At 71.2% G+C, this 22,424-nt stretch carries 19 protein-coding genes; 12 read left to right on the top strand and 7 right to left on the bottom strand.

Annotation, left to right across the window (positions count from 1 at the left end; all coding sequences use genetic code 11):
- Window positions 1-33: 33 nt before the first annotated feature.
- From A3CQ_RS0136205 to A3CQ_RS0136190, 4 genes are all read right to left on the bottom strand, one after another.
- On the bottom strand, window positions 34-2,235 hold the full coding sequence (locus A3CQ_RS0136205) for an MMPL family transporter (protein ID WP_026206594.1): 2,202 nt from the start codon (window positions 2,233-2,235) through the stop codon (window positions 34-36).
- A 74-nt stretch (window positions 2,236-2,309) separates the two neighbouring features.
- Window positions 2,310-2,954: a response regulator gene (locus A3CQ_RS0136200; RefSeq protein ID WP_026206593.1), complete on the bottom strand. Its 645-nt coding sequence runs from the start codon at window positions 2,952-2,954 to the stop codon at window positions 2,310-2,312.
- Between the two features lie 13 nt (window positions 2,955-2,967).
- Window positions 2,968-4,272: a sensor histidine kinase gene (locus A3CQ_RS0136195; protein WP_020515847.1), complete on the bottom strand. Its 1,305-nt coding sequence runs from the start codon at window positions 4,270-4,272 to the stop codon at window positions 2,968-2,970.
- A gap of 71 nt (window positions 4,273-4,343) precedes the next feature.
- Window positions 4,344-4,865: a GNAT family N-acetyltransferase gene (locus A3CQ_RS0136190; protein ID WP_040433698.1), complete on the bottom strand. Its 522-nt coding sequence runs from the start codon at window positions 4,863-4,865 to the stop codon at window positions 4,344-4,346.
- 86 nt (window positions 4,866-4,951) lie between these two features.
- Here A3CQ_RS0136190 and A3CQ_RS0136185 point away from each other — a divergent pair, with 86 nt between their 5' ends.
- The 4 genes from A3CQ_RS0136185 to A3CQ_RS0136170 are packed head-to-tail and all read left to right on the top strand — an operon-like array spanning window position 4,952 to window position 7,550.
- The gene (locus A3CQ_RS0136185; RefSeq protein ID WP_026206592.1) at window positions 4,952-5,203 is read left to right on the top strand and encodes an acyl carrier protein; all 252 of its coding nucleotides are present in this window, start codon (window positions 4,952-4,954) and stop codon (window positions 5,201-5,203) included.
- Entirely contained in the window at window positions 5,200-6,426 is a 1,227-nt protein-coding gene (locus A3CQ_RS0136180; protein WP_020515844.1) for an AMP-binding protein, read from the top strand. Before A3CQ_RS0136185 ends, A3CQ_RS0136180 begins: the two co-directional genes overlap by 4 nt.
- The gene (locus tag A3CQ_RS0136175) at window positions 6,419-7,165 is read left to right on the top strand and encodes an SDR family NAD(P)-dependent oxidoreductase (protein ID WP_026206591.1); all 747 of its coding nucleotides are present in this window, start codon (window positions 6,419-6,421) and stop codon (window positions 7,163-7,165) included. Before A3CQ_RS0136180 ends, A3CQ_RS0136175 begins: the two co-directional genes overlap by 8 nt.
- The gene (locus A3CQ_RS0136170; protein ID WP_020515842.1) at window positions 7,152-7,550 is read left to right on the top strand and encodes a hypothetical protein; all 399 of its coding nucleotides are present in this window, start codon (window positions 7,152-7,154) and stop codon (window positions 7,548-7,550) included. Before A3CQ_RS0136175 ends, A3CQ_RS0136170 begins: the two co-directional genes overlap by 14 nt.
- Before the next feature lie 6 nt (window positions 7,551-7,556).
- Here A3CQ_RS0136170 and A3CQ_RS0136165 read toward each other — a convergent pair whose 3' ends face one another.
- Window positions 7,557-9,878 carry a glycosyltransferase family 2 protein gene (locus A3CQ_RS0136165; RefSeq protein WP_084699386.1) on the bottom strand — a complete coding sequence of 774 codons (2,322 nt, stop codon included), beginning with the start codon at window positions 9,876-9,878 and terminating at the stop codon, window positions 7,557-7,559.
- 272 nt (window positions 9,879-10,150) lie between these two features.
- Here A3CQ_RS0136165 and A3CQ_RS0136160 point away from each other — a divergent pair, with 272 nt between their 5' ends.
- On the top strand, window positions 10,151-10,966 hold the full coding sequence (locus A3CQ_RS0136160; RefSeq protein ID WP_020515840.1) for a hypothetical protein: 816 nt from the start codon (window positions 10,151-10,153) through the stop codon (window positions 10,964-10,966).
- The gene (locus tag A3CQ_RS58050; RefSeq protein WP_020515839.1) at window positions 10,963-12,645 is read left to right on the top strand and encodes a hypothetical protein; all 1,683 of its coding nucleotides are present in this window, start codon (window positions 10,963-10,965) and stop codon (window positions 12,643-12,645) included. The genes A3CQ_RS0136160 and A3CQ_RS58050 overlap by 4 nt, the downstream gene beginning before the upstream one ends.
- A gap of 6 nt (window positions 12,646-12,651) precedes the next feature.
- Here A3CQ_RS58050 and A3CQ_RS55315 read toward each other — a convergent pair whose 3' ends face one another.
- The gene (locus tag A3CQ_RS55315; protein WP_020515838.1) at window positions 12,652-14,943 is read right to left on the bottom strand and encodes a hypothetical protein; all 2,292 of its coding nucleotides are present in this window, start codon (window positions 14,941-14,943) and stop codon (window positions 12,652-12,654) included.
- A gap of 272 nt (window positions 14,944-15,215) precedes the next feature.
- Between A3CQ_RS55315 and pseB the strand changes: the two genes are divergently transcribed.
- From pseB to A3CQ_RS0136120, 6 genes are all read left to right on the top strand, one after another.
- A complete protein-coding gene (gene pseB / locus A3CQ_RS0136145; RefSeq protein WP_020515837.1) occupies window positions 15,216-16,199 on the top strand; it encodes a UDP-N-acetylglucosamine 4,6-dehydratase (inverting) in 984 nt (327 codons plus the stop codon).
- On the top strand, window positions 16,199-17,323 hold the full coding sequence (locus tag A3CQ_RS0136140; RefSeq protein ID WP_020515836.1) for a DegT/DnrJ/EryC1/StrS family aminotransferase: 1,125 nt from the start codon (window positions 16,199-16,201) through the stop codon (window positions 17,321-17,323). Before pseB ends, A3CQ_RS0136140 begins: the two co-directional genes overlap by 1 nt.
- A gap of 14 nt (window positions 17,324-17,337) precedes the next feature.
- A complete protein-coding gene (locus A3CQ_RS0136135; protein WP_020515835.1) occupies window positions 17,338-18,183 on the top strand; it encodes a hypothetical protein in 846 nt (281 codons plus the stop codon).
- A complete protein-coding gene (locus A3CQ_RS0136130) occupies window positions 18,180-19,607 on the top strand; it encodes a hypothetical protein (RefSeq protein WP_020515834.1) in 1,428 nt (475 codons plus the stop codon). Before A3CQ_RS0136135 ends, A3CQ_RS0136130 begins: the two co-directional genes overlap by 4 nt.
- Window positions 19,608-19,625: 18 nt before the next feature.
- The gene (locus A3CQ_RS0136125; RefSeq protein ID WP_020515833.1) at window positions 19,626-20,351 is read left to right on the top strand and encodes a cytidylyltransferase domain-containing protein; all 726 of its coding nucleotides are present in this window, start codon (window positions 19,626-19,628) and stop codon (window positions 20,349-20,351) included.
- A 64-nt stretch (window positions 20,352-20,415) separates the two neighbouring features.
- The gene (locus A3CQ_RS0136120; RefSeq protein WP_020515832.1) at window positions 20,416-21,417 is read left to right on the top strand and encodes a PseG/SpsG family protein; all 1,002 of its coding nucleotides are present in this window, start codon (window positions 20,416-20,418) and stop codon (window positions 21,415-21,417) included.
- Here the strand turns inward: A3CQ_RS0136120 and A3CQ_RS0136115 are convergent.
- A complete protein-coding gene (locus A3CQ_RS0136115) occupies window positions 21,404-22,417 on the bottom strand; it encodes an NADPH:quinone reductase (protein ID WP_020515831.1) in 1,014 nt (337 codons plus the stop codon). The genes A3CQ_RS0136120 and A3CQ_RS0136115 overlap by 14 nt on opposite strands.
- Between the last annotated feature and the right edge of the window lie 7 nt (window positions 22,418-22,424).

Raw genomic sequence — 22,424 nt, 5'->3', positions numbered from 1 at the left:
CCCCGGTGAGGCCCCCTCGAGCCCCGGGGTGGCTCAGGCCACCGGAGCGAGCTCGCGCTCGTCCCGGGCCGGGCCGCCCGCGGGCGGCAGAGGCGCGGGCTCGTGTGCCACCTGCGGCAGCCAGTTCAGCCAGCGGGGCAGGTACCAGTTCGCCTCGCCGAGCAGCGCCATCACGGCCGGCAGCAGCACCGCCCGGATGATCGTCGCGTCCAGCAGGACGGCGGCGGCCAGGCCCACGCCGAGCTGCTTGGTCGAGGCCAGCGGCAGCGTCGCGAACAGCGCGAACACCGCCACCATCACCACCGCGGCGCTGGTGATGACCCCGGCCGTACGGCCGATGCCCTCACGCACCGCCTGCCGGGTCGGCAGGCCGCGGTCGTAGCCCTCGCGGATCCGGCTGAGCACGAAGACGTGGTAGTCCATCGAGAGGCCGAACAGGATGATGAACAAGAAGAGCGGCATCCAGTTCGTCAGGCCGCTCGACGCCTGGAACTGCAGCTGCTTCTCGAAGTGGCCGTACTGGAAGACCCAGACCAGCATTCCGTACGCGGCGCCGACCGAGAACAGGTTCAGGACGACGCCGGTGAACGCCACGACCACCGAGCGGAACGAGACCAGCAGGAGCAGGAAGGCCAGGCCGAGCACGAAGCCGAACACCCACGGCAGGCTCGCGTCGAGCCGGGCGTTGAAGTCGGCGTTCCCCGCCTGCTCCCCGGTGACCAGCGCCGTCGCGCCGCCGATGTGGCCGAAGGTCGCGGGCACCACGTCCTCGCGCAGCTTGTCGAGCGCATCGTCGCCGACCAGGCCGACCGAGACGACCGCCACCGTGCCGGCCGGGTTGATCCGCACCTCGACCGGGCCGGTGAGCTTGCCACCACTGCCGGCCACGGCCTTCTTGAAGCCGGCCAGCTGCTGGTCGAACTGACCGCCCTTCACCGAGGACGCCTGCACCACGACCTCGGCCGGCGAGGTCTTGCTCGGGAAGGCCTCGTCGACCGTCTTGTACGCCTGGACGATCGGCGCGTTGGGCGACAGGTCCTCGATGCCCTGCCCCTTGGTGCGCAGGTCGAGCACCGGCGAGGCGATCGCGGCGAGCGCGCCCACCGCGAGGAGAGCCGAGATCAGCGGCTTGGCCAGCACCAGCTTGAGGAACCCGTTCAGCAGGCGGCCGTCACCGCGCCGCCGGTAGAGCCCGGGGATCTTGATGGCGTCGACCTTGTTGCCGAGCGCCGACAGCATGGCCGGCAGCACGGTCAGCGAGCCGAGCACCGTCGTCGCCACGACCAGGATCGTGCCGACCGCGAAGCTCACGAACGTGGTGTCGAAGGTGAGGAACATGCCCGCCATCGCGACGATCACGGTGAGACCGGAGACCCAGATCGAACGGCCCGACGTCTGCGCCGCGACCACCAGGGCGCGGTGCGCGTCGGCGCCGGCGCGCCGCTCGTCGCGTTCCCGCTTGATGTAGAACAAGCAGTAGTCGACCCCCACCGCCAGGCCGACCAGCAGCATCACGTGCATCGTGGTCTCGTCGGCCGGCGCGAGCCGGCTGGCCGCCGCGAGCAGCCCGATCGAGCCCACCACCGCGGTGATCGCCAGCGCGACCGGCAGCAGGGCCGACACCACCGCGCCGAAGGCGACGAGCAGGATGCCGAGGGTGACCGGGATGGAGAGCATGCCGAGCCGGTTCAGCCCCTTGTCGAGGTCGTCGCCGATCAGCTTGTCGCCGCTCGCGTCGCCGCCCTCGGCGATGTAGAGGTCGCCGTGTGCGGCCTGCACCCGGGCCACCGTGTCGAGGGCCGGTCCGACCCGGTCCTTGGCCGTGTCGGGGTCGCCCGCGACGCCGAAGGTGACCAGCGAGGACCGCTTGTCCGGCGACTCGATCGCCGGCTGCACGTCGACGACGTTCGGCGTGCTCTTCAGCTGCTTGGTCAGGTCGGCGATCGCGGTCGCGCGGTCACTGAGCCCCTGGGATTTGGCAGCGCGGTTCTGCACGATGACCATCTCGCCGGCCGGCTGCACCGGGAACCCGGCCTGCTGAACGATGTGATCGGCCCGGCCCGAGTCGCCGTGGCCGTAATCGGAGTCGACGGCGTCCCGGGTGCCGATCTGTCCACTCAGGATGGTCACGCCGACCACGAAGGCGATCCACCCCAGGATCGCGAGCGTCCGATGGCGGGCGCTCCACATCGCGGCCCGGGCCGCGATCCCCTTGACGTTCTCCATGTTCCTCATGGGGAAAACGCTATGAAGAACCGCGATCCCGATCGATGAAGCAGGCGCCCGTCTTCGTGGTAGTGCTAGCCCTACTACCCCTGGAGGTACGCGAGCACGGCGAGCACGCGGCGGTGCTGCTCCTCGTCCTGGTGGAGCTCGAGCTTGGTGAAGATGTTGCGGACGTGCTTCTCGACCGCGCCGTCGGTGACGACCATCTTGCGGGCGATCGCCGTGTTCGACAGGCCCTCGGCCATCAGGCTCAGCACCTCACGCTCGCGCGGGGTGAGGTTGCGCAGCGGGTCGTCGCGGCGCCGGCGCACCAGCAGCTGGCTGACCACCTCGGGGTCGAGCACCGTGCCGCCGGTCGCCACCCGGCGCAGGCCGTCGAGGAACTCGGCGACCTGGGAGACCCGGTCCTTCAACAGGTAACCGACCGCGCCCAGGCGGTCGGCCAGCAGGTCGTCGGCGTACGAGACCTCGACGTATTGGGAAAGCACGAGGATCGGGGTGCCGGGCACCAGGCCGCGCGCCTCCACGGCGGCGCGCAGCCCCTCGTCGGTGTGCGTGGGCGGCATCCGGACGTCCACGATGGACACGTCCGGTTTGTGCTCGGCGATGGCGGACACGAGGGAAGGCCCGTCGCCGACGGCCGCCACCACCGTGTGGCCGTTCTCCTCGACGAGCCTGATCAAACCCTCACGCAGCAACACCGCGTCATCAGCGATTACCACCCGCATACCGCCAATGCTGTCAGATCGGCAGCGCCGCCGTGAGCCGCGTCCCGCCGCCGACCGGGCTGTCCACCGCCAGGACGCCGCCGGCCGCGCGGACCCGGTCGTCGAGCCCGGCCAGGCCATGCCCCTTGGCGAGGCTAGCGCCGCCGACACCGTCATCGAAGACCGTCACCATCAGGCCGGTCGCGATGCGCTGCACGCTCACCTGCACCTCGGTGGCCTGGCTGTGTTTCGCCACGTTGGTCAGCGCCTCGGCGACCACGAAGTACGCGGTCGACTCGACGGCCGGGGCGAGCCGCTCGATCGACGGCGCGTCCAGGTCGACCGGGACGGTGCAGCGCCCGGCCAGCGCGGTGAGCGCCGCCTGCAGGCCGCGGTCGACCAGGATCGGCGGGGCGATGCCGCGGGACAGGGCGCGCAGCTCGTCGAGCGTCTCCCGGGTCTGGCTGAGCGCCTCGGCCACGGTGGCCCGGGCCGCCTCGGGGTCGGTGGCGAACTGCTGCTCGGCGCGGCCGAGGTCCATGGCCAGGCGGACCAGGCGCTGCTGCGGGCCGTCGTGGATGTCGCGCTCGAGCTTGCGCAGCGCGGTGGCCTCGGCCGAGACGGCGGCCGCCTTCTGCTGCTGGGCAAGCTCGCGACCGGCCTCGGCCTGGGCGACCTGCTCACGCAGCTCGTTGACCCCGCAGAGCAGACCCCGGGCGAAGTACGCCTCGAGCAGCGCGGCGCCGCGGAGGACCCAGAACAGGGTGCCGGCGAAGAAGACGCCGACGGCCAGGTAGAAGGCGACCTTGGTGCCGTAGCTGCCGTCGAAGCCGAGCAGCTCGGGCAGGTCCTGGTCGTCCGGCCCGTTGGGCACTGACCAGCCCCACAGGCCCCAGGTGAGGCCGCCGAGCGCGCCCGCCCACCAGGTCACGACGAACGCGAACGAGATCGTGCTGGGGATGAAGCGGAACAAGCCGTGCACCAGGTCGAGCCAGCTCTGCCCGTCGGAGAGCGGGGTGAACACCCGCCGGAAGAAGGTGTCGTCCTTCGGCTTCTTGTAGAACGGGTGCTGGAGGCGGCGGCCGAAGACCGGGCCGATGCGGGCGCGCTCGAGCACGGCGAAGCCGCGGGCGACGTACATCGTGGCGAGCAGGATCGGCAGCCCGACCCAGATGATCACCGTGCCGACGCCGGTCCAGAACAGGGCACTCAGCAGCGAGATCGTGAGAATCCCGATCGGGAAGCCGACCAGGACGTACTGCGTGTCGATGCCGATCTGGCGCAGGATCCGGGCACGCGGGGCCGGGGTGACCGCTGCTTCGGCGTAGGTCGTCGTCATGTCTTCGACGCTAGGCATCGACGACCTCCCCTCCGATCCCGCTGACCGCCGAATCTACGGTAGGGCTAACCCTACTGGGGCTGACGGCGCCGCCGGTTCTCCCGCTTCAGGGAGATCGGTATCACCGTGATCGTCCGCCCGTCCGCCTCGCGCGACTCGGGCTCCCCCTCGACGAACCGGAACCGCCGGTTCATCTGCCGCACGACGACGTTGTCCGCCAGCACCTCGCCGGTGAGCTCGTCGAGCCCGAGCGTGTCGAAGGCGTGGTCGGCGGCCTCGCGCATCACCTCGAGCCAGGCCGGCAGCGTCTCGCCGCGCTCGCCGAGGCCGGCGGTGTCCAGGAAGAACCCCCACGATCCGGTCCGGCCGGGCCCGGCCGCCGACAGGTCGAAGAAGTTGACCACGCCGGACGGCACGCCGTCGCGCTCGTAGATCAGGACCTGCCGCGACGGGTCGGTACGCGTCCGGGACCACCACGCCGCGTGCTCGCCGGGAGTGATCTCGTGGCTGTTGATGCTGACCTCCCGGTTGGGCGGCTGGTTGCGCCACGCGTGCATCGCGTCGAGGTCGTCGTCGGTCGCCGGTCGGAGCATGTGATCGCTCACCCCTTCATCGCTGTTCGCCTGAACGCTACAAGTCGCCCGGGTGCGCCGGATCGGACCGGGTATGCTTCGGCATCATGAATTCGCTGAGTCGGTCCCAGGTTCGCGACCTCATGGCACAGGTCATGAAAAACCAGGGCAAAGTTCTCCCCGACGACGACAGCGCAGATCTCCGTGAGATCGGTTTCCGGTCCCTGGACTTCTCCGAGCTGGCCCTGCGGGTCGAGGACGAGACCGGCGACGAGCTGAACTTCGACGCCCCCGGCCTGCGGCAGATCGCCACGGTCGGTGACGTTCTCGACTTCCTCCTGCAGCTGCAGTCGGAATGAGCGCCGGCGAGGACAACCGCATCGTCGCGAGCGGGCGCCGGCTGACCTGGCGCGAGCTTCCCCTCGCCGACCTGCCGTCGCCCGTCGCCGTTCTCGCGGCCACCGGCCTGGACGCGCTGGTCGCCGCCCGGCAGCATGCCGTGCAGGGGACGGAACTCGTGCTCAGCACCCCGACCCGGGTCGACCCCGAGTTGCGCGACGAGCTCGCCGACGCCGGCTTCACCGTCGTCCGGCTCGACGACGGCGACGTCACGGTGGTGGAAAAGGGACGGCAGCGCGCCGCCGAACCGGAACGGCTGTGGCTGCTCACCTCGGGCTCGACCGGCCGCCCCAAGCGGGTCGGCCACACCCTCGACTCGCTGACCACCGTGCGTGGCACCCAGGAACCGCGTACCTGGCTGTGCCCGTACTCGCCGGGCACGTACGCCTGGTGGCAGGTGGTGACGCTCTCCCTCACCCAGCCCGGCCAGGACCTCGTCGTGATCGAGCCGAGCCAGCTCGACAACTGGGCGCAGATCGCGAGCGAGCACGGGGTCACGGCCGCGTCGGGCACACCGACGTTCTGGCGGCAGGCGATCTACCGGGACGGCGAGGCCCTGGCCCGGGTGCCGCTTCGGCAGATCACGCTCGGCGGCGAGCCGGTCGACCAGGCGATTCTCGACCAGCTGCGAGAGATCTTCCCCGCCGCGCGGATTTCGTGGATCTACGCGTCCTCCGAGCTCGGCGCCTCGATCGTCGTGCACGACGGCCGGGCCGGCTTCCCGCGGGAGTGGCTCGACCGGTCGGCGGCCGACCGGCCGTCGATCTCCGTCGACGGTGACGAGCTGGTGATCCGGTCGCCGTACCACGGCGTCGGCCTGACCGGCGCGGTTCGCACCGGCGACCGCGTCGAGATCATCGACGGCCGGGTACACATCGTGGGCCGGCTCAACAGCGACGAGATCAACGTGGGCGGGTCCAAGATCTCGGCCGGGCTCGTCCGGCACGTGCTCACCGCCCATCCGCAGGTGGCGTGGGCCCGCGTGACCTCCCGCAAGGCACCGATCGTGGGCCGGATGGTCCAGGCCGAGGTGGTCCTCGCGCCGACGGCCGACCGCACGGTCATCGATGAGTCCGCCCTCGTAAAGTGGTGCGGCGACCGGCTGCCGGACTACGGCGTGCCGCGCCGCATCCGCTTCCTGGACGAAATCCCGGTCAAGGAGACCCTGAAAAGCGATGTCTGACGCTGCTGTGATCCCGCCCTCGACCGTCGTGCTCGTTTCCGGCGGCTCGCGCGGACTAGGACTCGCCATCGTCTCGGGCCTGCTGGCCGACGGCCTGAAGGTCGCGGCCTTCGCGCGCACGGTGACGCCCGAACTGCGCGAGCTGGCGGTCAAGTACGAGGGCAGACTGCACATCGGCTCGGTCGACATCACCGACGCCGCGGCCTGCAACGCGTTCGTCCGGGAGGCCGAGGAGCGCCTCGGTCCCATCGACGGCCTGGTCAACAACGCGGCCATCGGCCAGGACTCGCTCCATGTGCACACCTCGGTCGACCAGATCGAGAAAATCGTGAACACGAACCTGACCGCGCCGCTGGTGCTGACCCGGCTCGTCCTGCGGCGCATGCTCGCCAAGGGCCTGAAGGGCCGGCTGGTGAACGTCACGTCGATCTGCGCCCAGCGCGGCTACTCCGGCCTGGTCGCCTACTCGGCCACCAAGGGCGGACTGGACTCCGCCACCCGGACGATCGCCCGGGAGCTCAACGGCCGGGTGCTGGCCAACTCGGTGGCGCCGGGCTTCTTCGCCTCGGAGATGTCGGCCGTGCTCGGTCAGACCCAGCTCGACCAGATCACCCGGCGGACGCCGACCGGTCACCTGACCGACCCCGACGACGTCGTGCCGGTGATCCGCATGCTGCTGTGCGAGAACACCAACATCAACGGCCAGGTGATCGAGGTCGACGGCGGTGCCTCGATCTGATCGCGCCGCGGTCCGGGAGTTCCTGGACCGCGCCGAGGATCATCTGCGGATCGACGGCGGCGGTGCGGCGCTGAGCCGCTCGCACACTGCCGACTTCCGCACGGTCGGCTGGTACGGCCCATCGCCGGCCGGCCACCGCCTCGCCATCGACGCCGAGCTGCGTGACGCCCCCGTGCCGCCGGCCCTGGGCGGCCGCTACGGGACCGCGGACTTCTGGCCGCGGTGGACCCGGGCCGAGAGCTTCTGCAAGGCGTACGACCTGCCGATCCTGCTCTGGCTCCGCTGGTACGGGCTGGACCTGCCGCCGGACCGGACGGCGGTGTGGCGGACGCTGACCCTCGACGACCTCGTCGTGTCGGTGGCCTGCGTGCCGGTCGAGCGGTAGGCCGAATCAGTAAATCTGCAGGTGAACCGTGCTCGCCCGGGGCTGCACTTTGATCCGCCGGCCGTCGACCTGAAGCTCGATCGGCAGCCGGTCGATCAGGAAGACATCGAGCTGAACCGCGTACGCCGACTCGCCGCGCGCGTGCTCCGCGAACAGCGTCCAGTCGATGAGACCGGCCTGCGGGTCGAGCGGCGGGTGCTCGATCATCTCGGCCGTCGGCAGCAGTTCGGCGAGGGCGATACCGGCCGACCAGTGCTCGTCCGCACCGCTCACCTGGCACTGGGCGTCCACATAGTCGTTGGAGTTGTCGAAGAAGCGGCGCCAGACAAACCGGGTGCCGGCCTCCAGGCGTGGTCCGCCGACGGTCACCCGAGGGCCATCGGCATCGGACCCGACCTCGAGCGTCTCGGCGACGGGGCGTACCGGCCCCTCATGAAGATTGACGTAGTTGGCCGGCGAGCGGGTCAGCCGGAACAGGCGACCGTCGTGAACGGCCGACACGGACCGGTCCAGGCCCGTTGCCAGCAGCCAGTTCTGGTCGCCCTCGCCGACGCTGGGCACCCGGACCGTGCGCTGCGTGAACGGGTCATCGGGGTTCGCGGCGTCGTGGATCGCGTCGAGGGGCAGCCGGGCCGTGAACGTCGGGCCGTCGTCGTTTTGGATCTGCATCGGCATCACGGCGCCGCCCGACGACCGGCTCAGCCGGAACTGGGCGCCGGTCTCCACCCCGGGGAGCCGGCCGGACAGGACGAACGCGCCGTCCTCGACCCGGGCCGAGGTCAGCTCGTACGGCCGGAGCATCTGCATCAGCACCAACTGGCCGTTGCCGGCGCGGGTCGGCTGGATCCAGACGTCGTCGGTGACCCAGGCGCCCAGCGGGTAGTGCGGATTGCCCGGACGCAGGTTGCGCAGTTTCGACTGCCGGCGCAGCAGGCCCCGGCGCATCTCGAGTTGGAAGTGGGCCAGCTTGTCGCCGAGCGGGAGGCCGGCGAGCACCGCACGGGGCACGCGAGCCTCGAAACCGACGTCGGCCGGCACTCCGTGCGAGTTGACGGCCTCGAACCGGCTGATCTCCAGCGGGAACCGCTGCTCGTCGTGGACCAGCGAGACCCGCAGTGTCGACTTCTCGTCGTTGACCAGGTGGCGGATCTCCGCCGTGCCACGAACGATCAGATCGCCGTCGTCCCAGCCGATCGAGGTCACCGAGTTGTACAGGTCGATCAAGGGGCGCGGCAGCTGGTAGAGCTTGCTCGGCAGCGGCCGGGGATGGTCCTTCAGGCCCGGGTACTGGTTCTCGAACCGCCAGGGCAGCACGGGATGCCGACGGGCCGGCGTGCCACCGCGCAGACCGCCGTCGAGCCGGAACTGGGCCAGACGGCGCAGAAGATCGACGTCGCCGGCCTGCAGGGCGTGGTACTGGAGCCGGTCGTACGGGGTCACGTCCCGCCGCAACTGCCGGTCCAGCCGTCGCGCGAGCCGCTGGCCGAGTTGGATCAATTTGTCCTGTTCGTGCTCGGGCACCGAGCTGAACGCCAGCACCAGCGCCGTGAGGTCGATCTCGGCGAGCAGGCCCTGCACCTCGCCGCGCAGTTCCGGCGCCTTCTCGTCGATCATGTCCAGCACCAGCTCGGCCGAGACCACGCGGTCGTAGAGGTTCGAGTATTCGAACTTCAACTGGGTGATCGATTCGCCCGACTCGCGTTCCCGCCAGTAGTAGACGGGCGTGGCCAGGCAGTCGACGGTGACCGCCTCGATGTGGGCCTTCAGGGTGACCGGCCAGTCCTCGTACCGGATGGCCGGGAACTCGTAGCCGAACCGATCCCAGAACGACCGCCGGTAGACCTTGTTCCACACCATCCGGTCGCGCGCCAGGGCCGGGAACTCGAACACGTGAGTGGCCGGCCGGTCCAGCGCGAACGGCGTCGTGTGCACCCACGACGGGCGGACACCACCCGTGTTGTTGAACCGTCGCGCGTTGCCGGCCACGAACGACGATCCCGTCTCGTCCAGCGACCGCACCATGATCTCGTACGCGTGACGGGTGACCAGGTCGTCACTGTCGACGAAGGTCAGGTACTCGCCCTCGGCGTGCCGGGTCCCGGTGTTGCGGGCCGGTCCCAGCCCCTGGTTCTCCTGCATCACCAGGCGGAACCGGTGGTCCCGCTCGCAGAAGGATTTCGCCACCACACCGCTGCCGTCGCGTGAGCCGTCGTCGACGAGGATCACCTCGAAGTCGTCGAACGTCTGGCGCACCAGCGAGTCGAGACAGTCTCCGATGTAGTCCTCGACGTTGTAGAACGGCACGACCACACTGAGCCGGGGTTTCACGCTGCTTCCTCACGGATGCGAGTGGCGGACATGGCGACGCGGCCGGGGGGCACGTTGGGAGTCGGCACAATACCAATTTCGACGAGGGGCACGATGACCAAGACGTTACCAACGACAAATCACGTTCCAGGTAACGAATGCCCCGGTGGGCTGTGGGCCCCGTCACCTTGCCGATCCCGGGAGCGGGGTCGGCCCGAGCTTGTTCGACGGAGAACTCGGGCCCAAAGTATAGTCCCCGGCGACATCGCGGGCCGACGGGGAATGCGAGCTTCATGGACTCCAGCAATCACTGGTACGGGCATGCCCACATCCTGGCCGCCTACTGCGGCAAGGACGCGGCCAGGCCGCCCCGGATCAACGGGGTCGTGCAACACGGCTGGAACATCCTGCACGGGTTCGGCCCGGGCCACGAACCGCCCGCCGGTTTCATCAAGTACGTCTGGTCCGACGTCGCGCGCCGCCGCGGCCACCTGATCGGCTGGCGGGACTACGCGGTGATCGGCTCGCCGTGGGCGTACCTGCTGGCGCAGGAGACGGAGCAGCCGAAAGAGCGGTCGGGCACGATCTTCTACCCGTTCCACACGTGGGAACAGGGCAGCATCGAGGGCGACCACGGCGAGCTGATCGCCCGGATCAAGGAGATCGAGCCGGGGCCGGTCACGGTCTGCCTGTACTGGATCGAATACGACATGCCCGAGGTGCGGAGCGCCTACGAGGACGCCGGGTTCCGGGTGATCTGCCACGGTCAGCGTGGTACGTACTGGAAGGGCACCGATACCCGGTTCCTGTACAAGCAGCTCGCCGAGCTGCGCCGGCACAAGCGGGTGGCATCGAACCGGCTCACCACGGCGATCTTCTACGGGGCGTCGGTGGGTTGCGAGGCCGGCGTGTACGGCCCGCAGATGGACTTCGTCGAGGACCGCGGCGGTTTCGACGGCAAGCACTACGTGCAGCGGTTGCATCCCGGACTGCACGGCGAATCTATCGATCCGGACCTTCTCGCCGAAGTGACCCGGTCCGAGCTCGGGCTCGACCAGCTGCTGAGCCCGCAGGAACTGAGCTACGAGCTCGGATGGAGCATGGCATGAGCGATCACGACCTGCCCGGCCGAGTGCGGCTGATCGGCGGCGAAATGCCCACCTGGTCGGACCTCGAGTCGGCCTGGGAACCGGCCCGGAGCGGTGCCCAGCTCCCGATCCTGCTCGCCGCCCTGGCGGGCCGGTCGCGGGTGCTGATCGCCGGGCCGCACGAACCCGACCTGATCGCGGCCGTCGCCGGCGCGATCGACGGCGAGCTGACCTGCCTGGTGCGCTCGATCCCGGACGCGCGGCTGCTAGGCGAGACCTTCGATGCGGACGCCGGTGACGGCCGGGTCCGGATCGTCTGCGGCAGCCTCGAGCGGTTCGACGACACCGGGTACGACGCGGTGGTCGCGCTCGACGACATCGTCCGGCTGTACTCGACCGAGGGCCCGGAACCCGTCTTCGGCACCGCGCTGGCGGACCTGCGCCGGCTGCTGACGCCGGACGGCCTCCTGGTCGTGATGGTGAACAACGAGCTGGGCGTGCACCGGCTGACCGCGGAGGTCCAGCCGGAGGCCGACGAGTCCGAGCCCGCGTGGACCCGGCCGGCGGATTCGGACAACAGCCGTCCGCGGGGACTCGCCGATCTCGCCGAGCAGTTCGGGCCCGGCGCCGCGATCTGGCCGGTCTACCCGCTGCCGTCGGCGCCGGTCGTCGCCTGGGGCGCGGCCGTCGGGTCGGTGGACCGGACCGAGCACGCCGGGTTGCTCGCGGCGCTGTCGGAACCGGCCACGCGGTCGCTCGAACGAGCCCGGCCGACGGCCGACGTCGCCTCGCTGATGCTCCGCGTCCGGTGGTCCGGGCGGCTGCCCGAGTTCGCCGCCGGCTGGCTGGTTGTCGCCGGACCGGGCGCCGACCGTTCCCCGGCGCCGGACGACGTGGTGGCGTGGCTGGCCACTGACCAGGGCGAGCCGTTCGCCGTCCGGCTGGCCGACGGTAGCCCGGTGCTGCCGGACGGTTCGGCCGTGCCCGCCGGTTGGCTGCTGCCGGACGTGCTGGCGCAGGCGGTCGTCGCCCCGGACCAGGCGGCCCTGCGGTCGGCGATCCGCGGTTACGCCGACTGGCTGGCGACGCTGAGCGACGTGGCCCCGGCCCCAGCCGGGCGGGTCGTTCTCGATGCCGCCGGCGAACACCGGGTGCTGGCTCTCGGCGGGGTCGGGTCGACCTCGGTGGCCAAGACCGCGGACGAGCAGCTGCTGATCGCCGTGGCCGATCTGGTACGCCGGGTCGAGCGGCACGGCTACCGCCGCACCTGGCCCTCACACCTGACGCCGGCCGAGGCGGTCGCCTGGGTCGCCGCGATGCGTGGCACGCCGGTGCCCGACGACGTGCTACGGCAGGTCGTCGCGGAGACGGGACTGGACCGGCCGCTCGACCCGCGGTCCGGCGAACCGATCGCGGTCGAGGCGGCCGCCGAGCGGTTCGAGGAGTCCAACGCCTCCCGTGCGCGCTGGTTCGAGACGCGGCTCAAGGCGGCGGAAACGCAGCTCACGACGGCCTGGGTCGAGGTCGAGAAGGCCCGCCGGGCGTACCGCGAGCTGGCGAGGGTCGACAACGCCCGGCTGCGGAACCGGCTGAAGACCGCCGCCAAGGAGGCCGCTCCCCCCGGCGCCAAGCGGATCGGCCGGGCCGTCCGGACGCGCCTGGGGCGGGTCAAGCGACTGACCCGCCGGCTTCGCGGCTGAAATTCCCTACCGCGGCGGATCGACCAACTCGTAGATCGTCACCGGGCCGGCCGTGTGCCGTACGACGCCGGCCCGGGCAAGCTCGGGCGAGACCGGGCCGTACCGGCGATCGGCGAAGAGCCAGCGGACGTGGTACGTGTCGCGCACCGTGGCCACGTCCGCCGGGTCGCCTTGGGCGAACACCCGCTCGTTGAGGGCGAACCGCGCCGGGTATGGCGCCGGCTGGAGGAAGTACTTCTTGCCGTTCGTCCCGGCGGCGGCCAGGGCCTGGTCGGTGTATCCCCAACTCTCCACGAGCGCGCGGCGGCCGGTCAGCGCCGACACCCAGAACGCCCGGGCGTCGCACGTGCCCGGAGCCTGGGGGAGCAGACAGTGCACGTTGGTGGCGATGATGTCGTCGGCGCCGGCGTGCCGGTCCAGCCACATCGCCGCGGCCATCTCGTCCCGGCCGACCGCGGGTTTCGCGAGCGTGGCCGGGTGCAGCGCCTTCGGAAGATCGGTGGCGACCCGATCGGCGAAGCCGCCGACGCCGGCGCCGAGCACCGCCGCGAGCAGCGCCGCCGGCAGCGCCCGCCACGTGCCGCGACCTCGCCAGAACGCCACCGCCACCACGACCGCCGTTACCGCCGCGGTGAGCAGCAGCGGCCTGAGCAGCGCCAGCGACCAGGACGCGACCGTGTGCTCGGGGGCGCCACCGAGCTTGGGCGCGAGCACCGCCCAGACCGCGCCGGCGAGCAGACCGGCGACCACGGTGCGGCGGGACGGAGCCCGGTCGGCGAGCAGCCAGACGGTGAGGACAGTGGCGAACGGGAGCACGCCGAGCCAGAAATAGGCCTGGCTGGCCGAAGGGTGCCAGAACAGCCACATGCCGCCGACGCCGGCCACCGTGACGCCGGCGAGCAGCCAGGCGGCCGGGTCGCGCCGGGCCCGGCCGGCGCCGAGCAGGGCCAGGCCGGCCAGCCGGCTCACCTGCATGAGCAGCCACCAGGCGACCAGCGCCGCGACGAAGGCCAGGCCGCCCGCCGAGGCGTGCGCGATGCCCTGCGGCAGGGCGCCGTTGTTCAGGTCGTACGCGCCGAGCGTCTGCCGGTACGGCGCGAACGAGAACATGATCGCCAGCGGTGACACGGCGAGCGTGCCCGCGCCGCCGCCCGCGAACAGCTGGAAGCCGATCACCATCGCGACCAGGACGAGGGCGAACAGCGCCAGCGCGGTCCGCAGCCGGTCGCGCCGCCAGATCGCCATCGCCACGCCGGCCGCCGCCAGACCGGCCACCACCGGCGGCAGCCCGCTCGACTTCGCCCCGGCGCAGGCCAGCGCGAGCGGGAAGATCAGCACCCAGGCCGGACCGATCGCCCGGCCGCGCAGCGCGTCGACGGCGATCACGAGCAGCAGCCCGACCAGCGGCAGCTGGTAGCTCTCCGAGGGGCTGATGTAACTGATCGCATTGCCGCCCAGCGCGGTGATCGGCGAGCCGAGCACCAGCGGCAGGCCGGCCACCGCGAGGACGCCGCCGAGAGCGCCGGCCCACCATTTGCCGGTGACCTGGCGGCCCAGGGCCGCGGTGACCAGCGCGGTCAGCGCGATGATCGGCGGGAGCCAGAGCCGCAGCAGGACGGTCGCCGGGTCGATCCTGGTGATCATCGAGGCGGTCGCCATGTCGGCGTCGGAGAGGTAGTGGTAGCGCAGGGTGTCCCCGGCGACCTCCGGCACCTGGAACGGCATCGAGCGCATCATCTCGCGGACGAGCGCGAGGTGATAGTCGAGGTCCGGGTACCAGGACGCGTCGGCCGGCGGCAGCGGCGTGGCGCGCCAGGTCGGCCAGAGCGACAGCACGGCCAGCGCCACCGCCCCGGCGAGCGCCCACGACCAGCGCAGCGGCAGCGGTCGCGGGTCGGCGATCCGCCAGTGCCGGCGCAGCGCGGGCACGGCCAGGAACACCGCGATGATGAGCAGAGGCCAGGCCGGGAGCAGCGCCTGCAGGCCGGTGGCGGCGGCGAGCGCCCAGCCGGCGATCGTCAGGAGCAGGCCGGTGGCGCCGCCGAGGCCGAGGTCCTCGGCGAGGTTGCCGGAGCTGCCGCGCACCGCCCGGTGCACGAGCGTGCCGGGCAGCAGCACGGCGACGAGGAAGTACGCGGCGTAGCCCAGCACGGCCCAGGGTGGCGTGCCCGTCGTGAGCAGGAGCGCGACCAGCACCGCGGCCGGGACGAGCCAGGGCAGCGCCGGGGCGGGCCGACGGCGCGCGGGCGTCGGTGCCGGGCCTACCTCGGGGGTCGTGTCCAGCATCACCTCGGTCACAGGAGGACCCTGGTCATCTGGGTCATTTGATGTTCACCCCGTGATGGCCGAGAATTCGTACGCCCTACGCTGGCTCGACCAGCGATTTGCGCACGACCGGAAGGACAGAGGACTCTCACTGTACTTGCCGGGCCTCGGCCGCGATCACTTACCGCGGTTGAACCGCAGTTGAACGAGTGCAGTTCTTTCACATCTAGACTGGAAACGCGAGCGATTCTAGCTATGCTTCCCGCTCGTACTGCCTGCCATAGCCGACCCCTCGGAGCAATCACGTGTCTGAAATCAGCGGATCCTCGATCCTCGTCACCGGTGCCACCGGATCGTTCGGGAAGGCGTTCCTCAATTACGCCCTCACCCACCTGGACCCGCAGCGGATCGTCATCTTCTCCCGGGACGAGCTGAAGCAGTACGAGGTCCGCCAGATGTTCGGCGACGACAAGCGCCTGCGGTTCTTCCTCGGCGACATCCGCGACCGCAACCGGCTGTCCCGCGCCATGCACGGCGTCGACTACCTGATCCACGCGGCCGCGCTCAAGCAGGTCGACACCGCGGAGTACAACCCCTCCGAGTTCGTGGCCACCAACATCAACGGGTCGCAGAACGTGATCGACGTCGCGATCGACGCCGGCGTCAAGAAGGTCGTGGCGCTCTCCACCGACAAGGCGTCCAGCCCGATCAACCTGTACGGCGCCACCAAGCTCGTCGCCGACAAGTCGTTCATCGCCGGCAACCACTACGCCGCCACCTTCCCGACCCGGTTCTCCGTGGTCCGCTACGGCAACGTGATGGGGAGCCGCGGGTCGGTCGTGCCGCTGTTCCGCAAGCTGGCCGCCGAGGGCAAGAGCCTGCCGATCACCGACAAGCGGATGACCCGCTTCTGGATCACGCTCCCCCAGGCCGTGAAGTTCGTGGTCGACTCCTTCGACAAGATGGCCGGCGGCGAGCTGTTCGTACCGCGTATCCCGAGCATGCGGATCATGGACCTGGTCGAGGCCGTGGCGCCCGGCTCGGAGACCCACGAGACCGGCATCCGCCCGGGCGAGAAGCTGCACGAGGAAATGATCGCCTCCGACGACAGCCGCCGTACCCTGCGCTTCCCCGACCGCTACGTCGTGCAGCCGGTCGTCGCGAGCTGGGGCTACCAGTCGCCCGAGGGCGGCGAGGACGTCGCCGACGGCTTCAACTACCGGTCCGACAACAACGATCTGTGGCTGAGCATCGAGGACATGCGCAAGCTCATCGACGAGGAAAAGTGATGCTGCCGTACGGGCGGCAGTCCATCGACCGATCCGACGTCGAAGCGGTCATCGCCACTCTCGGTAGCGACTGGCTGACGACCGGCCCGCGGGTCGCGCAGTTCGAGAAGGACATCGAGGCGGTCGCCGGCGCGCCCGCGACGACCGTCACCAATGGCACGACCGCCCTGCACGCGGCGTACGCGGCGGCCGGCGTCGGCCCCGGCGACGAGGTCGTCGTGACCCCGATGACGTTCGTGGCCACCGCCTCGTCGGCGTCCCTGTTCGGCGCCACCGTTGTCTTCGCCGACGTCGAGGACGAGACGGCCAACCTCGACCCGGCCGCGGTCGAGGCCGTGGTCACCGACCGCACCCGGGCGATCGCCGCGGTCGACTACGCCGGCCACCCGGCCGAGTACGACGCGCTCCGCAAGATCGCCGAGCCGCTCGAGGCCGTGCTGATCGGCGACGCCGCGCACGCGATCGGCTCGACCTACCACGGCCGGCCGGTCGGCACGCTCGCCGACCTCACCACGTTCTCGTTCTTCCCGACGAAGAACCTGACCACCGCCGAGGGCGGCGCGGTCGCCTCGACCAGCCCCGAGCTGCTCGAGCGAGCCCGCACCTTCAAGAACATCGGCATGGTGCGCGACCCCGCCCGGCTCCGCCGGCCCGACGAGGGCGGCTGGTGGTACGAGGTGCACGGGTACGGCCTGAACTACCGGCTGCCCGACGTGCTGTGCGCGCTCGGCAGCTCGCAGCTGAGCCGGCTCGCCCAGTTCAAGGCCAAGCGGCAATACCTGACTGCCCGCTACGACGAGCTGCTCGCCGACGTGCCCGGGCTGCGGCTGCCGATCCAGCGCGAGGGCGTCGACCCGATGCGCCACCTCTACCCGGTGCGCATCCTCGACGGCCGGCGTCGCGAGGTCTACGACCGGCTGCGCGCGGCCGGGATCGGCGTCCAGGTCAATTACATCCCGGTGTACTGGCACCCGGTCTACGAGGACCTCGGCTACCGCCGCGGCATGTGCCCGGTGGCCGAGCGGTTCTACGCTGAGGAGCTGTCGTTGCCGCTCTTCGTCGACCTCACCGATGACGACCAGGATCGCGTCGTGGAGGAGCTGCGGACGATCCTCATCGGGTGATCGGGAGCTGACGAGTGCACCACGCCAACCACTTCTACGGCCACGCGCACGTGCTCGCCGAGTACTGCGGGCTCGACGCCGAGCATCCACCTCGGATCGACGGGTACGTGCAGCACGGCTGGAACGTGGTGGACGGGCTCGGCATCGGCACGCCGTATATGCCGGGCCGGCCCATCTTCGTGTGGTCCGAGCAGACCCGGCGGCGGGCGTGGTCGATGGGCCGCCGCCAGGCCACGGTCATCGGCGCGCCCTTCCTCTACCTGCTGCGCTTCGCCCCGCCGCCGCCCGAGCCCGTGACCAGGGCTGGCACGATCTGGTACCCGTTCCACGGCTGGGAGAGCCAGCGGGTCAAGGGCAGCCACGGACGGCTCGTCGACGAGATCATGGCGACCGAGACCGGCCCGGTGACGTTCTGCCTGTACTGGAACGAATACCGCAACGACCGGGTCCGCGCCGAGTACGAGCAGGCCGGCCGGGTCGTCTGTCACGGCTACCGCGGCTTCCAGTTCCGGGACACGGATACGAGGTTCCTCCACAACCAGCTGGGTGAACTGCGCCGTCACGTTCGGGTGGCATCGAACAGGTTGAGCAGCGCTGTCCTCTATGGGGTGGCAGCGGGCTGCGAGCCGGCGGTCTACGGTGACCCGATGCATCTGGAGCGGGAGGACCTCGCCACCGCCGAGCGCATCCGCCGCCAGTGGCCGGAGCTGCACGGCAGGCACCCGGAGTCGGAGCCGGCTCGCCGGTCCGCGCTGGCCGAGCTCGGCGACGGCTACCTCGCGTCCCCGGCCGAGCTGCGCGCGATGCTGGGCTGGACGCCCGACCGCCTCGCCGCCGAGCGCGTGGCGGTGCCCGCGTGATCCGGCTGATCGGCGGCGAGATGCCCGGCTGGCGCGAGGACCGTCCACCGGCGGGCGGCGCCCTGTACGGATACCTGGCCGACCAGCTCCCGGCCGGGACGAGCGTGCTGGTCGCGGGGCCGCACGAGCACGCGCTGATCGAGTCGCTGGCCGCCCGCACCGCGGTGACCTGCCTGGTCCGTTCCCAGCCCGAGGCCGACGAGCTGGCCGCAAGCGGTCTCGACGTGCTCTGCGGGACACTCGCGAAGCTCACCGACGCCGATCGCTGGGACGTGGTGGTCGCGCTCGACGGGCTCGGCCGGCTCTGCTCGGTCGAGGGCCCGCAGTACGACTGGGCCGAGTGCCTGCGGGCGCTCAAGCGCGCCCTGCGCCCGGGCGGCACGCTGCTGCTCGCCGTGGAGAACGAGCTCGGCGTCCACCGGCTGGTCGACCCGGCCGTGGCCACCGCGGCGCAGACCGACGACGCGTGGCGGCCGATGGGCGAGTTCGACGACAGCAAGCCGGGCACCCCGGGCCGGCTCGCCGAGGCGCTCGTGTCCGAGGGCCTGGCGGTCGACTGGCTCGGCGCGGCCTGGCCGTTCCCCGGGTCGCCCACGATGATCGCCACGCCGGGCGCGCTGCGGGACGGGCCGGTGGACGCCCTCGGCGCCGCTGTCGCCGGTGCTGTGGCCTCCTCGTACGAAAAAAGGAATGCTCTCAGCGATCCTCGCCGGCTCGCCGCCGCGGCCGTGCGTGGCGGTCTCGGACCGGAACTCGCGGCGGCCTGGCTGGTGATCGCTCACCTCGCGCCGCGCCCGGCCGTGGCGCTCCAGCTTCCGCCGGTCCTGATCGGCGACGGCCCACTGGCCAGGACGCTGCCGCCGGGTCGGCTGCTCGAGGAACTGCTGCTCGCCGCCTGCCTGCGGCACGATCTGCCCACCGCGCGCCGCCTGCTCTCCGGCTGGCTGGCCGCGCTGCCCGACGTCGCTCCCGGCAACGTGGTGGTCGACGGCGAGACGTACACGAAGCTCGACCCCAGCGTCCCGCCGCGCGCCGACGTGCTGCGCGGCTTCGCCACGACGCTGCTCACCGGCGGGTACGCACACCCGTGGCCCGCCGCCACCGACCTGCGGACGCTGACCGCGATCCTGCACGGCGCCGCCGGCCTGCCCGGCGACGTCCCGGCGATTCCGCCCGGCGAGGACCCGCCGGTGCCGGACACCCGCCGCGAACACGAGGAGCAGGTGCGTACCCTTCGCCGCCTGCTCGCCGAGGCCGATGCCCGCGCCCAGCAGTACGAGCGGGATCTCGCCAAACGTGATGCGGAATTGACCAAGGCGCGTGTTCAAATTGCCGCTTTCGGCGGTACCTTCGGCTACCGGGTGGCAAAGCTGGGGTATGGGGTAGCACGTAAGGCCCGTAACCGCCTCAAAAAACGAGCATAAGTCCCTAAAAGGATACAAATGACATCCCTCGGCATCATCCAGGCGCGGATGGACTCGTCCCGCCTCCCCCGCAAGGTGCTGCTCAAGCTCGGCGGTCGTTCCGTGCTCGAGCGGGTGGTCCGCGCCGCCCAGGCCAGCGGGGTCGTCGACGAACTGGTCGTGGCCACCACGGTCGAGGAGGGCGACGACGCGATCGTGGCCGAGTGCGCCGCGATCGGTGTGCACTGCTACCGCGGCCCGGTCGACGACGTGCTCGGTCGTTTTCTCGGCGTGCTCGACGAGCGCGAGAGCGACACCGTCATCCGGTTCACCGCGGACAACCCGCTGATCGACCCGGCGATCATCAGCCGGGCGCATCGGGTCTTCGTGGCGTCCGGCGCCGACTATCTGAGCACGTCGCTCGCGCACACCCTGCCGCGCGGGCTGGACGTCGAGATGGTGCGCACGCCGGTGCTGCGGCAGATCGACGCCCTGGCCACCGAGCATCACCGGGTGCATGTGACGTCGTACATCTACACGCACGCCGACGACTTCGACGTCATCGGGCTGACGCTGCAGCCCGACCTCTCCCACCTGCGGCTGACGCTGGACACCGAGGACGACTGGAAGCTGATCGAGGCGATCGTCGACCACTTCGGCGACGAGCCGGTCGACCTCAAGACCCTGGCCGCCTGGCTGACCTCTCGGCCGGACCTGATCGAGCTCAATGCTCACGTGCTGCAGAAGGCCCTTGTGCAGGCATGACCGACTGCACCGGAGTGGGCGCAGCGGGCATAGGGCCAGAAGGGCATGCCCAAGGCGGCTCAGTGTGACGATCGTCGGAATTCGCTGCGACGCCGGTGCCCGCACCGGCGTCGGGCATCTGGTCCGCTGTGTGGCGCTCGCCGAGGAACTGGTCGCCCGCGGTGTCGGGGTCCGGTTCCTCAGCGACCTGGGCGGCGTCGCCTGGGCCGAGGCGCAGCTCGAGCAGCGCGGGCTGCCCTGGCACCCGCCGCCGTTCGACCCGGTCGGGCTGGTGGCGGCCGTCGAGCGGCTCGAGATCGACGCGCTGGTGATCGACTCGTACACGCTGCCGCCGCAGCACAGCGTCGCCGTGCGCAAGGCCGGTCACCGGGTGCTCGCCATCGTGGACGGCGATTTCCGCGGGCAGACCGCCGACATCTACGTGGACCAGAACCTCGACTCGGAGATCCACGTCGAGGACGCGGTCGGGCTGGCCGGGCTCGACTACGCGCTGCTGCGCTCCTCGGTGCGATCGCTGCGTCCCCCGGCCGCGCCGGTGCACCGCTCCGGGCGTACGCCCAAGGTTGTCGCCTTTTTCGGCGGAACCGACGCCTACCGCGCGGCGCCGCAGGTGGCCGCGCTGCTCTCCCGGGCCGGCGTTCCTTTCGACGCCACGATCATCGCGGCGAACGAGGAGCTGCACGCCGAGCTGTCGGCGATCCCGGCCGGCCCGGGGCAACGCTTCGAGATCATTCCGCCGACCGACGACCTGCCGAAGCTGCTCGCCGGCGCCGACCTCGCGGTCAGCGCCAGCGGCACCTCGACCTGGGAACTGCTCTGCCTGGGCCTGCCCGCCGCGCTGGTCTGGGTGGTGGACAACCAGATCCTCGGGTACGAGCGGGTGATGGCCCGTGGCCTCGGCGCCGGGCTCGGTCAGCTCGGCCATTTCGGCGACGACGCGGTGGACACCCTGCGCCGGCTGCTCACCGACGCGGCCTGGCGTACCGACCTGGCCGCCCGGGCGTGGGCGGCCGTCGACGGACGCGGCGTGGAGCGGGTGTCCGACGAACTGCTCAGGGCTTCGTGATCTCGACCACGACCTTGCCGACCGCGTGCTGCTCGACCGCCTCGTGCGCGTCGGCGACCCGCTCGAACGGGTAGCGCAGGATCGGCAGGCCCGCCTCCTCCCCCACCCGGAAGGCGCCCGTGTTGACCGCCTCGGCCACGGCCGCGACCGCGTTGTCCTTCTCCTCGATCGTGGTCGTGTACGTCAGCACGAAGTCGAGGCTGACGTTCTTGAGCATCGCCTTGAAGCTCGGGATCGTCACCTCCCCGCCCACGTAGATCGCGATGTTCCCGCCGGCGGCGACCGCGCTCAGGTCGGTGCGCAGGTTCTCCGTGTTGACCTCGACGACGATCTGGGCGCCGCCGGGCGCGAGCTCCTTGACCCGGGCCGCCACGTCCTCCTCGCGGTAGTTGATCACCGCGTCGGCGCCGGCCGCGACGGCCAGATCGCCCTTGTCTTTGGAGCTCACGGTGGTCAGCACGGTCGCGCCGGCCCACTTGGCGAGCTGGATCGCGGCGTTGCCCACGGCGCCCGCGCCCCCGGCGACCAGCACCGTGCGGCCGGTCAGCGCGCCCGGCTCGAGCCGGGCCGGGCCGTCGCTGGCGAGGGTGAGGCAGCGGTGCGCGGTGAGCGCCGGGATGCCGAGGGCGGCGCCGACCTCGAACGGCACGTCGTCGTTCATCCGCACGACCTGGCGGCGGGGCAGCACGACGTACTCCTGGGCGGTGCCGTTCGCCCGGGCGTAGGAGGCGTCCCACACCCAGACCCGGTCGCCCGGCTCGAGGCCGGTGACGCCGTCGCCGACCGCGTCGACCACGCCGGCGCCGTCCTGGTTGGGCACCCGCGGCGGCGCCACCCCGTCGGGCACGCCGCGCCCGGCGCGGGTGCCGGTGTCGGTCGGGTTGACTGCGGACAGGACCACCCGGACGCGGACCTCCCCGACGCCGGCGAGCGGCGTCTCCCGCTCGACGATCTGGAGGACGGCGGCGGGCCCGGGCTCTTCAAAGACGGCAGCAAGCATGCATCAC

It is taken from the genome of Paractinoplanes globisporus DSM 43857 (assembly GCF_000379645.1).
Classification (GTDB): Bacteria; Actinomycetota; Actinomycetes; order Mycobacteriales; family Micromonosporaceae; genus Actinoplanes; species Actinoplanes globisporus.
Note: the sequence above shows the minus strand (reverse complement) of the source record. Positions and strands in the feature narration are given on the sequence as shown.